The sequence below is a fragment of the Methylocella sp. CPCC 101449 genome (genome assembly GCF_031921685.1).
Taxonomy (GTDB): domain Bacteria; phylum Pseudomonadota; class Alphaproteobacteria; order Rhizobiales; family Beijerinckiaceae; genus Terripilifer.
Genome location: NZ_JAPDHU010000001.1, coordinates 398,825 through 411,994, shown reverse-complemented (window position 1 = coordinate 411,994; position 13,170 = coordinate 398,825). Strand labels below are relative to the sequence as shown.

11 protein-coding genes are annotated in these 13,170 nt (G+C 64.3%); 4 read left to right on the top strand and 7 right to left on the bottom strand.

Features of this window, described 5'->3' with window-relative positions:
• Positions 1-107 precede the first annotated feature (107 nt).
• Complete coding sequence (gene mntR, locus OIM99_RS01875; protein WP_409371496.1) at positions 108-572, bottom strand: manganese-binding transcriptional regulator MntR; 465 nt, start codon at positions 570-572, stop codon at positions 108-110.
• A gap of 278 nt (positions 573-850) precedes the next feature.
• Between mntR and pcaF the strand changes: the two genes are divergently transcribed.
• Together pcaF and OIM99_RS01865 are read left to right on the top strand one after the other, a co-directional pair.
• A complete protein-coding gene (pcaF, locus tag OIM99_RS01870) occupies positions 851-2,056 on the top strand; it encodes a 3-oxoadipyl-CoA thiolase (protein WP_311848613.1) in 1,206 nt (401 codons plus the stop codon).
• A 20-nt stretch (positions 2,057-2,076) separates the two neighbouring features.
• A complete protein-coding gene (locus OIM99_RS01865) occupies positions 2,077-2,898 on the top strand; it encodes a carbon-nitrogen hydrolase family protein (RefSeq protein WP_311848612.1) in 822 nt (273 codons plus the stop codon).
• A 307-nt stretch (positions 2,899-3,205) separates the two neighbouring features.
• Here OIM99_RS01865 and glyS read toward each other — a convergent pair whose 3' ends face one another.
• Positions 3,206-5,389: a glycine--tRNA ligase subunit beta gene (gene glyS, locus OIM99_RS01860; protein ID WP_311848611.1), complete on the bottom strand. Its 2,184-nt coding sequence runs from the start codon at positions 5,387-5,389 to the stop codon at positions 3,206-3,208.
• Between the two features lie 635 nt (positions 5,390-6,024).
• Positions 6,025-6,936 carry a glycine--tRNA ligase subunit alpha gene (locus OIM99_RS01855; RefSeq protein ID WP_311848610.1) on the bottom strand — a complete coding sequence of 304 codons (912 nt, stop codon included), beginning with the start codon at positions 6,934-6,936 and terminating at the stop codon, positions 6,025-6,027.
• 242 nt (positions 6,937-7,178) lie between these two features.
• Between OIM99_RS01855 and OIM99_RS01850 the strand changes: the two genes are divergently transcribed.
• Positions 7,179-7,541, top strand: coding sequence for a hypothetical protein (locus OIM99_RS01850; RefSeq protein WP_409371458.1), 363 nt, complete (start codon positions 7,179-7,181; stop codon positions 7,539-7,541).
• A gap of 160 nt (positions 7,542-7,701) precedes the next feature.
• Here OIM99_RS01850 and OIM99_RS01845 read toward each other — a convergent pair whose 3' ends face one another.
• Positions 7,702-8,454 (bottom strand): methyltransferase, encoded by a 753-nt coding sequence (locus OIM99_RS01845; RefSeq protein WP_311848609.1) that lies wholly within the window; start codon positions 8,452-8,454, stop codon positions 7,702-7,704.
• Complete coding sequence (locus tag OIM99_RS01840) at positions 8,447-8,671, bottom strand: DUF2007 domain-containing protein (RefSeq protein ID WP_311850326.1); 225 nt, start codon at positions 8,669-8,671, stop codon at positions 8,447-8,449. Before OIM99_RS01840 ends, OIM99_RS01845 begins: the two co-directional genes overlap by 8 nt.
• A gap of 185 nt (positions 8,672-8,856) precedes the next feature.
• On the opposite strand from OIM99_RS01840, the gene OIM99_RS01835 reads away from it, so the two are divergent.
• Complete coding sequence (locus OIM99_RS01835) at positions 8,857-9,864, top strand: polyprenyl synthetase family protein (RefSeq protein ID WP_311848608.1); 1,008 nt, start codon at positions 8,857-8,859, stop codon at positions 9,862-9,864.
• Between the two features lie 174 nt (positions 9,865-10,038).
• Here OIM99_RS01835 and OIM99_RS01830 read toward each other — a convergent pair whose 3' ends face one another.
• Positions 10,039-12,195, bottom strand: coding sequence for a glycoside hydrolase family 3 N-terminal domain-containing protein (locus OIM99_RS01830; RefSeq protein WP_311848607.1), 2,157 nt, complete (start codon positions 12,193-12,195; stop codon positions 10,039-10,041).
• A gap of 80 nt (positions 12,196-12,275) precedes the next feature.
• A complete protein-coding gene (locus tag OIM99_RS01825) occupies positions 12,276-13,145 on the bottom strand; it encodes a 4-(cytidine 5'-diphospho)-2-C-methyl-D-erythritol kinase (RefSeq protein WP_311848606.1) in 870 nt (289 codons plus the stop codon).
• Positions 13,146-13,170: the final 25 nt, after the last annotated feature.

Here is a 13,170-nt window from a genome sequence, read left to right as displayed (position 1 = left end):
CCTTCCAGTGTCCGCTGCCGTCGGCCCCTTCACCGGGACAGCACATGTAAATTACACCCGCCGCGCGTTTGGCAAAAGGGTGTGTTCACAACGTCGGGGAGACCCGATTAGTTGCCGTGCTCTTTTAAAAATTTAGAAAAAGCGGCGAGCGATACGTCGGAGACGTGATGTTCGATCCCTTCGGCGTCAGCTTCCGCCGCCTCGAGGGGAACGCCGATGGCGAGAAGCACATCGACCACCAGACGATGGCGCGCGCGCACGCGGTCGGCGAGCTGATGGCCGGCATCGGTCAGGAAGACGCCACGATACGGCTTGGATGTCGCCAGCCCTTCGCGCTTCAAGCGTGAGATCGATTTGATCGCGGTCGCATGGGAGACGCCAAGCCGGCGCGCCACGTCGGTTGGCCGCGCCTCGCCCTGGTTGGCGAGCAGATCGGCGATCAGCTCGACATAATCTTCCATCAGCGCGGTCGACTGCGCCGTCCGCGTTTTGCCGAATCGACTCGCCTGGGTTGTCTCGGCGGGCATGGCAACCGGCGCCGCCGCAGGCTGCGGCTTTCCTTTCAATACCATACCCTTCAAAGCCATATCCATCTCCGGCCGATCCGGCCGCCGTCGGGGCAACAATGGCCAAATCCGCAGCGGCGTCAACTTTAGCGGATCGCGGGCGGGATGTCGTTCAGTCTGGCTGACATTGGAAATATTCTGAATCTGTCAGTTTGCCCGAACCTTTGCTCAGGCCACCCTCAAGGCAAAGGACTGGCCATCGGCGGGGCGGCCCCGTAAAAGGCACCCAGAATGTCCGTGGCCCGGGCGATGTGAACCGTGGCCGACACAAATGGAGCGGGTCGATGAATGACGTTTTCCTGTGCGCTGGTGTCCGCACGCCTGTCGGTCGCTATGGCGGCTCGCTCTCGCCCGTCCGTCCGGACGATCTGCTGGCGCATGTGCTCAAGACCCTGGTGGCCAAGGTGCCGCAGGTGCCGGTCACGGCCATCGAGGAAGTTTTCGCCGGCTGCGCCAATCAGGCGGGCGAGGATAACCGCAACGTCGCCCGCATGGGTCTCTTGCTCGCCGGCATTCCGCTCGATGTGCCGGGCGTCACCTTGAACCGGCTGTGCGGTTCGGGTCTCGATGCGGTGGGCTCGGCGGCGCGAGCCATCCGCGCGGGCGAAATGGAAATCGCCATCGCCAGCGGCGTCGAGAGCATGTCGCGCGCGCCCTTCGTGATGGGCAAGGCGACGGAAGCCTTCTCGCGGCAGGCCTCGGTCGAGGATACGACCATCGGCTGGCGTTTCATCAATCCGCAGATGCGCGCGCAATACGGCGTCGACGCCATGGGCGAGACGGCGGAAAATCTCGCCGCCGAACGGCAGATTTCCCGTGAAGACCAGGATGTTTTCGCTTTGCGCAGCCAGAACCGTGCCGCCAAGGCGATCGAGAACGGTCGTCTCGCCCGCGAGATCGTCGCCGTCGAGATCAAGGATCGCAAGGGCAACGTCACCGTCGTCGATCGCGATGAACATCCGCGTGCGACCACGATCGAGAAACTGGCGGCGTTGAAGGCAATCTTCCGCAAGGACGGTTCGGTGACCGCCGGCAATGCCTCGGGTGTCAACGATGGCGCCGCCGCCGTGCTCATCGCGTCGGGCAAGGCTGTGCAGAAATATGGCCTGCAGCCGCTGGCCAAGATCACCGGCCTCGCCACCGCCGGCGTGCCGCCGCGCATCATGGGCATCGGTCCCGCGCCGGCGACGCGCAAGCTGATGGAACGGCTTGGCCTGAAGATTTCCGATTTCGACGTCATCGAACTCAACGAAGCCTTCGCGGCGCAGGCGCTCGCCGTCACCCGCGATCTCGGCCTGCCTGACGACGCCGAACACATCAATCCGAACGGCGGCGCCATCGCCATCGGTCATCCGCTGGGGATGTCGGGCGTGCGCATCGCGCTGTCGGCCGCCATCGAGATGAACGATCGCAAGGCCAAGCGCGCGCTCGCCACCATGTGCATCGGCGTCGGCCAGGGCATTTCGCTGGGCCTGGAAAGCGTCAACTGATTTGAACTAAGGATCGCTCCATGAAGGTCGCTCTCATCCAGATGAACTCCGGCTCCGACAAGGCGGCCAATCTGGCGCAGGCGCAGAAGCTCATCGCGCAGGCCGTCGCCGAGGAGAAGCCGGATTGGATCTGCCTGCCTGAAGTCTTCGACTTCATGGGCGGTTCGCGGGCGCAGAAACGCGAGGCAGCGGAAAAGCTGCCTGGCGGTCCCGCCTATACGATGTTGCAGACCATGGCCAAAACCCATGGCGTGTTCATCCACGGCGGCTCGATCCTCGAAGCGATCGACGATGAAGAGCGCATCGGCAATACGACGGTGGCTTTCGATCGCGAGGGGCGCGAGCTGGCGCGCTATCGCAAGATCCATATGTTCGACATCACCGCGCCGGACGGCCAGCAATATAACGAGAGCGCGGCTTTCCGTCCGGGCGATGCGGTCGTCACCTATGAGTGCGAAGGCGTCACGATCGGTTGCGCCATCTGCTACGATCTGCGCTTTCCCTATCTCTTCCAGGCCTTGGCCGAGAAGGGCGCTGAAGTGATCGCGCTGCCGGCGGCTTTCACCTTGCAGACCGGCAAGGATCATTGGGACGTGCTGTGCCGGGCGCGCGCTATCGAGACGGAAACCTATTTCTGCGCGGCGGGCCAGACCGGCACGCATATGCAGGGCAACGAACCACGCATGACCTACGGCCATTCGCTCGTCGCCGATCCGTGGGGCCACGTGGTCGCCAAGGCGTCCGATGGTGTCGGCTATGTGGTGACGCGCATCGATGTGGAGCGCGTGAAGAAAGTGCGCGCGATGATTCCGGTGGCGCAGCATCGGCGCACATTAAGCTGAGCCTCACTGTCATTCCCGACGGCCGCGCAGCGGCCGAGCGGGAATCCAGAGCGTGTGGTGGATTGCTGCGTGGCTGACCTTGAAGCGTTTGCTCTGGATGCCCGCTCGCGCTTCGCGCGTCGGGCATGACACAGAGACCGCAGCCTTCGTGTCATCCCGGACGCGCTGAAAGCGCGATCCGGGAACCAGGGGCGAGTGGTAGATTGAAGCGGTTGCCCCTGGATACCGGATCGCCTTCGGCGTCCGGTATGACACAAAGGCTTCGGCTCTTATAGCAATGCGATGAGGCAAGGCTTGCGCCGCAGCCTCATCCCGCAATCTTCGAGAAATCCGCCACGCCATGCACGGCGCGCCGCAGCGCATTGAGCAGGCGCAGGCGGTTGAGGCGCTTGGCGGGATCGGGATCGTTCACGGTCACGTCGGTGAAGAACGCATCGACCGGTGCGCGCAGTTTCGACAGCGCGCCCATGGCGCCAGCATAATTTTCCTGCGCGATCGCTTGCGTCGCATCCTTGGCGGCCGCATCGATGCCGGCGGCCAGCGCCGCTTCCGGCGCGCTCGCTGAAGCATCGGCAGCATAGGCGCCTTCGAAGGCGCTTGCGTCCTTTTCCTTCTTCTCTTCCGCGCGGATGATGTTGGCGGCGCGCTTGTAGCCGGCGAGCAGGTTCTTGCCGTCTTCCGTGTCGAGGAACGAGCCGAGTGCTTCCACACGGCGCACGATCGTCAGTAGATCGTCATTGGCCGAGCCGTCGCCCATCGCCAACACAGCGTCGATGAGATCGTGCCGCGCGCCCTTGTCGCGCAGATAGACTTTCAGGCGATCGTGGAAGAAGGCGAGGAGATCGGCATGGGTCTTCTCCGCTCCGGCATTGCCGACGGAAAGATGCGAAGCCGCATCGGCGAAAGCCGACAGCAGTTTCAGGCGCACGTTGTTTTCAAGCACGAGCCGGATCACGCCCAGCGCCGCGCGGCGCAACGCGAATGGATCCTTGCTGCCAGTCGGCTTTTCGTCGATGGCCCAGAAGCCGACGAGCGTATCGATCTTGTCGGCGAGCGCGACGGCGATACTGGTCGGGCTGTTCGGCACGCGATCGGTGGGGCCTTGCGGCTTGTAGTGTTCTTCAAGGGCGGCACCAACATCGGCCGCTTCGCCTTGCAGTTCGGCATAGCGGCGGCCCATCAGGCCCTGCGTTTCGGGAAACTCGCCGACCACTTCGGTCATCAAATCGGCTTTGCACAACGCGGCTGCGCGCTGGACACGCGCGACATCGGCGCCGACGCGTGGCGCCAGTTCGCCGGACAGCGCCTTGATGCGTTCCACACGCGCGCCCTGCGTGCCGAGCTTCTCGTGGAACACCACGTTGAGATGGGCGAGCTTGCCCATGCGCTGGTCGAGCGGCTTGTCGAGATCGAGGCCCAGGGGCTGCGCGTCGCTGGTATAATCCTTCGCGTCGGGCAGGGGCTTACGATCCGTCTCCCAGAAATAGAGTGCGTCGGACAGACGTGCCCGCACCACGCGGCCATTGCCGGCGGCGATCTTGGTGCCACCGTCGGTCGCTTCGATGTTCGAGGTTAAAAGGAATTTATTGGCGAGCTTGCCGTCCGGCTTGCGCAGCACGAAACATTTCTGATTCGCGCGGATCGTCGCGCGGATCACTTCGCCGGGAATGTCGAGGAAAGCTTCCTCGAACGTGCCCATCAGCACCACAGGCCATTCGACGAGGCCGGCGACTTCCTCAAGCAGGCCTTCGTCCTCGACGAGTTCGAGCCCCTGCGCGAAAGCCAGTTCCTTGGCGTCGTTGAGGATGATCTGCTTGCGCCGCTCCGCATCGAGAACGACCTTGGCCTTTTCCAGCGCCGGCACGTAATCGTCGAAGCGCCGCACCTTGATGTCGCCAGGTGCCAGGAAGCGATGGCCCTTCGTCACATTACCGGCGCGGATGCCGTCGACTTCGAAGGGAACGATTTCCGGTTCCTCGGTCTCAAGGCCGAACGTCGCGAGGATCGAATGCAAGGGCCGCACCCAGCGCAGCGCGTCGCTGCGCACGGAGGCCGCGCCCCAGCGCATCGATTTCGGCCAGGGGAAAGTCTTGATGATGCCGGGCAGGATGTCGGCGAGCACGTCGATGGTGGCGCCGCCGCTACGCTCGATCACCGCCACGTAGAATTCGCCCTTGCCCTTCGGGTCCTTCTCGATCTTCGCCTGATCGAGCGAAGTGAGCCCGGCGCTTTTGAGGAAGCCCTGGACGGCGGCGTCGGGCGCGCCGACGCGCGGCCCCTTCTTTTCCTCGTGGGTGTCGGGCTGGCGCGCCGGCAGGCCGGCGATATGCAGAGCGAGACGGCGCGGCGTGGCGAAGGCGATGGCGCCCTCATAGGTCAGGCCGCGTTCGACCAGCGCATTGGTGACGAGGCGCTTGAGGTCGTCCGACGCCTGCTTTTGCATGCGGGCCGGAATTTCTTCGCTGAACAGTTCAAGAAGCAGATCGGGCATTGGACGCGGCGGACCGCGAGACCGCCCCTTTCACGAAATAACGGCCGGACCACGCCGACCAGATGTTGCGTTGCTGTTCGCAAACGCGCGCCGCCGGGTCAAGTGCGTGCGCGGCCTGTCGAAAAAGGGGAGGAAAATGCCCTTGCATGGGGTTGTTCCTCAGAATCGCGCGACACCCCCTCCCGAAGCGCCGAACGCCGCACCGTCATGGCGAGGAGCCATGCGACGAAGCCATCCAGGGGCGTGTGGATGCACGGTAACAAAGTGCTGTGACGCATGCGCATTTGTGCCCACAGAACCCGTCCGTGACCCCTGGATTGCTTCGCTGCGCTCGCAATGACGGTTGTGCCACTTGTCCAAAAGCTGTTCTCCCAATGTGTCGCCATGCCTGCCGCGTAAAATAAGATGCGTCGGCGGCGGAATTATGTTCTTGATTTGTTCTTTATGCTGAGAATCTACCGTGTCATTCCCGACAGCCGCGCAGCGGCTGAGCGGGAATCCAGAGCGCGTGGTAGGGTGCTGCGACGGGCATTGAAACGGTTGCTCTGGATGCCCGCTCGCGCTTTCAGCGCGTCGGGCATGACACAAAGGCTTCGGCGTTTGCCGCTAGGTGTTGAGGCTGTTTCAGCCGCCCCCTAAGCGCCGCCGCCTTCGGTCTTCAGCCAGGCCGCGCCGCAGGCCTTGGCCAGTTCGCGCACGCGCAGGATGTAGCTCTGCCGTTCCGTCACCGAGATCACGCCGCGTGCGTCGAGCAGGTTGAAGCGGTGCGAGGCCTTGATGCACTGGTCATAGGCCGGCAGCACCAGTTCGTGCCGATTGCCCTTGTCGCCCTTTTCCAAAAGCGCCTTGCACTCGGTCTCGGCGTCGCGGAAATGCTGAAACAGCAGCGCTGTGTCGGCATATTCGAAATTGTGCCGCGAATATTCCTGCTCGGCTTGCAGGAAAACGTCGCCATAGGTGACTTTCGCGTCGCCTTCGCCGCCATTGAAGTTGAGATCGTAGACGTTCTCGACGCCCTGCACATACATGGCGAGCCGTTCGAGGCCATAGGTCAACTCGCCGGAGACCGGCGCGCATTCGAAGCCGGCCACCTGCTGGAAGTAAGTGAACTGGCTCACTTCCATGCCGTCGCACCAGCATTCCCAGCCCAGGCCCCAGGCGCCCAGGGTCGGGCTTTCCCAGTCGTCCTCGACGAAGCGGATGTCATGCACTTTGGCATCGACGCCGATGGCGGCGAGCGAGCGCAGATACAGATCCTGCAAATCCGGCGGCGACGGCTTCAGGATCACCTGAAATTGATAGTAGTGCTGCAGCCGGTTGGGGTTCTCGCCATAGCGGCCGTCCTTCGGCCGGCGCGAGGGCTGCACATAGGCGGCTTTCCAGGATTTCGGGCCGAGCGACCGCAAGGTCGTGGCCGGATGGAACGTGCCGGCGCCCACTTCCATGTCATAGGGTTGCAGGATGACGCAGCCCTGTTCCGCCCAGAAGGTCTGCAAGGTCAAAATGAGCCCTTGGAAGGACTTGGACGGATCGAGAGAGGCGGACATGAGTTTCCTATAAATGCATTTTCAAGCGAAGTGGACACCGGTTCGCGTGAAGAAAATGCGTCCAGACGGAGCGTGAAATCGCGCGCAAACTAGTCGGCGATGCCCGCAGGGTCAAACAGGCTTCCGAGCCGGCCACATGAATGCCATATGAACAACTACATAAGTAGTTATTCAGGTGCGATGGCTCAGGTTTGTTGCATGGGCGTCTGAGGCCCTGTGAACACTCCGGGTGGAGGTGTGTCATGTCATCAATCAATCGTGTTGCGCGCGCTGGCGCGATCGCTGCGGTGGTCGCCTTGGGCGCATTGGCCTTCTCGGAACCGGCTGCCGCCAGGATGGGTGGTGGCCACGGCGGAGGTGGCTTCCACGGCGGCGGCTTCCATGGTGGCGGCTTTCATGGCGGTGGTTTCCATGGCGGTGGCTTCGGCGGTTTCCGAGGCGGTGGCTTTCGCCCGGGCTTCTATGGCGGCCCGCGCTTCTATCGCCCTTATCCGGCCTTCTACGGCTTCGGCTATCCGGCCTATTACGGCGGCTGCGTCATCCGCCGGCGCTGGGCACCGACCCCTTGGGGCTGGCGCTGGGTGAACCGTCGCGTCTGCTACTGAGCGTTGCGCCGAATGCTATACCGTCATTGCGAGAAGCGCAGCGACGAAGCAATCCAGGGGCGTGTGGTAGGGCGTCAGAAAATGCCTGTGGCACAGGCTGATTGCGTCTATAGCGCCACACCTTGACTCCTGGATTGCTTCGCTTCGCTCGCAATGACGGTTAGCCCGGCCATCCGATGGCAGCTTCGCCGCGATGGATGGCCTGCGCGCGCGCCGTGAACGTGCCGTCGGCCTCATGCAGAATGAGCGGCGGCGCCAGGCGCATAGGCGCGCGGCTGCCTTTGATGCCGCGCATCAGAATGCGGATCGCCGGTGCATCCGGCCGCGCGTGTACCGGCATGATCGTCACCGCGCCGAAGCGTCCTTCGCTGGCCGATAAAATATCGCCGAGACGCTCGACGCGATGGATCATCGTGAACGAGCCGTCTGGCCGCAGCACGGCGCTCGCCGCGCGCAGCCAAGGCGTAATGATGTCGCCGTCCGTTTCCACAGCGTGAGCCGCCGCCTTCTTCGCGTGGGGAGAGACGCGATGGCTGCGCCCGTCATACCAGGGCGGATTGCAGATCACGTCATCGAGGCTGTTGTCAGCGAGGCCGGCGGCATGCCGGGCGCGGGCGCTCAAAAGATCGCAAACCACCACCTGCGTGGGCACCGTCACATTCGCGGCGGCGTTCCGCGTCGCCAGTGCGGCGATCTCGGCATCCTGCTCCACCAGCACGAGCGCTTCGGGATGCAGGCGCAGCGCGGCGGCGAGGCCGGCCGTGCCGATGCCGGAGCCCAGATCGCCAAGCTTCCGGCCGACGGGCTCACAGGCGGCGGCCAGCAGAATGGCGTCGGTTCCCGCCCGATGCCCGGTGGCGGGCTGCTGCAACCGCAGGCGTCCGCCGAGCAGCGCATCTTCCGTTTCAGCCATGTTTGAGCTCTCCGCCATATCCGGCCTCGGTCAGGAGGCGGCGGGCCCGTTCGGCCTCGTCGCGGGATACAAGAATCCGGCGTGGCAGGAAGCCGATCGACCCTTCCAGCACGCTCATATGGCCGTCCGCAACGAAGTGATTGATATCAGCGGCGTTCAAAAGCGCTTCGATGGCTGAAATCAGCACCATGTCGTTGGTGCGCATAAGCTCGATCACGTCTTTGTCACCCGGACCGCCGCTTCGGCGGTTCCGCTCCGTTTGGGCGCATTTGGCGCGTTGCACACGACCCTTGGCCCGTGCGAAAAGTGCGCGAGCCTCGCACGTGGGTTGTGGCGCCGCAAGCGCTTCCCTGGTGGATTTGGCCAATGAATTTGGTCTGCGGGTTGATCGGAGTGAATGCTGTGGGTGTCGTCGTTCCCCTGGAAGAAAAGTCCACCGGTATCGAGCGTCTCAATGGCCTGGTGGCCGAGGCCATGGCCGGGGTCAACAAGACCATTCTGGCGCGCACCGGCTCCGACGTGGCGATGATTCCCGAGGTCGCCAATCATCTGATTTCCTCCGGCGGCAAGCGCCTGCGCCCGATGCTGACCCTCGCCACGGCGGGGCTGTGCGGCTACACCGGCGAAGGCCATATCAAGCTCGCCGCTTCCGTCGAATTCATGCACACGGCGACGCTGCTGCACGACGACGTGGTCGACGAGAGCGACATGCGTCGGGGCAAGCTCGCCGCCCGCATGCTGTGGGGCAACGAAGCCTCGGTTCTGGTCGGCGACTTCCTGCTCGGCCAGGCGTTCAAAATGATGGTCGAGGTCGGCTCGCTGCAATGCCTCGACGTGCTGTCGAGCGCCGCCGCCGTCATCGCCGAGGGCGAGGTGATGCAGCTCTCCGCTGCCAAGGATACCCAGACCTCGGAAGACGCCTATCTCGAAGTGATCCGCGCCAAGACGGCGGCACTGTTCGCCGCTGCCTGCGAAGTGGGTCCCATTCTCGCTGGACGCGCCAAGGCCGATGTCGAGGCCTGCCGTGGATATGGCGCCAATCTCGGCATCGCCTTCCAGCTCATCGACGATGCGCTCGACTACGGCGGCTCCGCCGCCAAGCTCGGCAAGAACGTCGGCGACGATTTCCGCGAAGGCAAGATCACTTTGCCGGTGGTGCTGTCGTTCCGCCGTGGCACGGAAGCCGAGCGCGATTTCTGGCGCCGCACCCTGGAGCGCGGCGAAATCGCCGATGGCGATCTTGAAACGGCACTGGCGACCATGAAGAAGCATCGCGCGCTGGAAGATACGGTCGAACGCGCCCGCCATTACGGCGCCATGGCGCGCGACGCGCTCGAACTCTTCCCGGCCTCGCAATGGAAGCGGGCTTTGTTCGACGTGGTCGACTTCTGCGTCAGCCGCGCGCACTGACGGCACTGCGAATCCTCGGTGTCATCCCCGACGCAGCGAAGCTGCGAGCGGGGATCCAGCGCCAGCGGTACAGCCTTGCGTGATTCCGCCGGCCACAGTTTCGATCAGCATTCTACCACTCGCCCCTGGATCCCCGCTCAGCCGCTGCGCGGCTGTCGGGGATGACACCGAGCGTTAAACCCGCACTTCGATATCTACCCGCTTGAGGTCACACGGCCGCGAGCTCGTGCCGACATGGATTTCGATGCGGCCGCTATCGAGACGTGGCGCCAAATCCATCCCTGGATAAGCAAGTTGAGAGGCATGCAGTTTGAAGGCGACGCGCTGGCGCGCGCCTGCGGCGAGCGCCACGTTCTGAAAGTCCTTCAGCTCCAGGGCCGGCCGCGTCACCTGCGCCACCGGATCGCGGATGAACAGAAAGATCGTGGTCTCGCCATCCATCTTGCCGGCATTGGTGATGTCGATGGACACATCGAGTGCACCATCCCGCTCGATCGTCGTGGCGCTCACCTGCGCGTCGCTCAGATCATAGCGCGTGTAGCTCAACCCCTCGCCAAAGCTCCAGCGCGGCGTGATCGGCGCGTCGAGGAAGCAGGTCGAGAACCCGTTCTTGGGATCGTTGGGACGGCCGGTGGTGCGCAGGCTGTAGTAGATCGGAATCTGGCCGACTTCGACCGGCCAGGAGATGGCTAATCGCGCAGAGGGATTCCATGCGCCCTTGATGATGTCGGCGATGGCATTGCCGGCTTCCGTGCCCGGAAACCAGGCGGCGATGATGGCCTGCGATCCGTCGATCAGCCATTGCGGCAGAACGAAGGGCCGGCCGCCGACCAATATGAGCAACAGCGGCTTGCCGGTGGCGACGATGGCGCGCGCCAGTTCGAGCTGGCTGTCGGGCGGCGCGGGCTTTGTGCGGCTCGCCGCTTCACCGGAGATGTGGCGGGATTCGCCAATGCACAACACCACCGCATCGGCGGCTTGCGTCACGTGCACGGCCTCGGCGATGGCTTGCGCGTCGCCGGTTTCGATATCGCCACCCGCCGCATGGGTGATGGTGCTGCCAGTGAAAGCCGTGCGCATCCCTGAGAGAATGCCGACGGTTTCGTCGATCTCGCCCGCCATGCACCAGGCGCCCATCAGTTCGCTCGGCGCATCCGCCAGCGGGCCGACGACGGCGATGTTCTGCGGCGCTTTCGTCCAGGGCAGAAACTGATCGCGGTTTTCGAGAAGCACGATCGATCGTCGTGCCGCATCGCGCGCCGAGGCGCGGCGCGAAGGATCGCTGTCGGGTGTTGGAGAAATGTCCTCGAGGCCGCGCAGCGGATTGTCGAACAGGCCAAGCGCGAATTTCAGTTTGAGCACACGCCGCACGGCACGGTCGATCTCGTCCATGCTGACGGCGCCGCGTTCGAGCGCGACGGGCAGGCCTTGCTCATAGGCGCCGGCCATCATGTCGATGTCGACGCCGGCCTTCAGCGCCAAGGTTGCGGCTTCCGTGAGATCGGCGGCGACGCCATGCGGGATCAGTTCGGCGATGGCATTATAATCGCTGATGATGACGCCCTCGAAGCCCCATTGTTGGCGCAGTAGATCGTCGAGCAGCGGCTTGTGCGCTGTCATCGCCACGCCGGCCACATCGGTGAACGAAGGCATGATGCCGAGCACGCCCGCTTCCACCGCCGCCTGGAACGGTGGCAGGTAGATTTCTTCAAGCGCGCGCTGCGAGACATCGACCTCCGCATAGTCGCGCCCGGCATTCACCGCGCCATAGGCGACGAAATGTTTGGCGACGGCGGCGAGCCGGCGCTCGGGTTGCGCCGGCGCATTCTGAAAGCCGATGACTTTCGCCTTGGCATATTCGGCATTGATGAACCCGTCTTCGCCGGCACATTCGCAGATGCGGCCCCAGCGCGGATCGCGGCTGACATCGAGCATCGGCGCGAAGGTCATCTGAATGCCGTCGCGCGTTGCTTCCTCGGCGGCCTCTTGCGCCGTGCGCTGCCACAGCGCGCGGTCGAAGGCGCAGGCTTCCGCCAGTGGGATCGGATAGATGGTGCGGTGGCCGTGCAGCACGTCGACGGCGAAGAACAGCGGAATCTTGAGCCGCGTCTCTTCCATCGCCACCCGCTGCGCCTCGCGGATTTCCTTGGCCCCCCAGGTGTTGAGAATGCTGCCGGCGCGGCCTTCGCGCACCATGGTCGCGGGATTGTGCGGGCCGGGCGGCCCGGTTTCGACCAGCGACGCCGCCAGCATGGTGAGCTGGCCAAGCTTTTCGCTGAGAGTCATCTGCGCGATGAGGCTTTCGATCCGTCGCGCGATCTCTGTCGTCATGGTCCCCGTCCTTCGTTTCCGCGCGTGTCTTGAAATGGATCGGCGTCGGAGGCAAGAGGCTCCGGATCAGCGGCTAGGGGTCAGCGCAACACCGTCGATTTGACCCGCCAGCCGGGATGATCGCGGCGGATCACCGCCGCCGCCCGCGCCGCCGCATGGCAATTCTCGAACAAACCGAAACAGGTGGCGCCGGAACCCGACATGCGCGCCAGCCGGCAGCCGCGTCCCGCCGCCAGTACAGCCAGCACATGACTGATCTGTGGCGCCACCACGCAGGCGGGATCTTCGAGATCATTGCGCGCCTTACGCAACTGGCCGAGGAGCGTCGCGGGCGAAGACGTATCGAGGACCGGATGCGCGCCATAGCCGAAGGACTCGCCGGGCTTCAACCCCAGTTCCGAGAACACCGCCGGCGTGGCGACAGGAACGCCGGGATTGACCAGAACGGCGAACAGACGGGGCAGCACCAGTTCCGGCCCGAGTTCGTCGCCACGTCCGCGCATCATGCGCGCGTGCTGCGCCAGACAGACGGGTACGTCCGAGCCCGTCGCGGCGGCGATCTCATGCCAGCGCGGATCGCTCAGCGGAATGTCGTTCAAGCGCGCCAGCAGGCGCAGCGCCGCCGCCGCATCGGACGAGCCGCCGCCCAGGCCCGCCGCCACGGGTAGCGTCTTGATGAGATGAAAAGCGCCGGCGCGCAGATTTGGAAAAGCTGCCGCAGCGTTCTTCGCAGCGCGCAGCACCAGATTGTCGTCATCGGGGCCGGCGGCGCCAGCGGTGGTGCCGCTTGTCGTCAGCGACAGGCCGCCGCCCGGTTCAAGCGACAGCCTGTCGCCGGTGCCGGAGAAGACGACAAGGCTTTCCAGATCGTGCCAACCGTCGGCGCGCCGTCCGCGCACATGCAGCGTCAGATTGATCTTGGCCGCAGCCTTTTCGACGAGCGCGGTCATAGGCCTCTATCAAATAGCTGCTGCG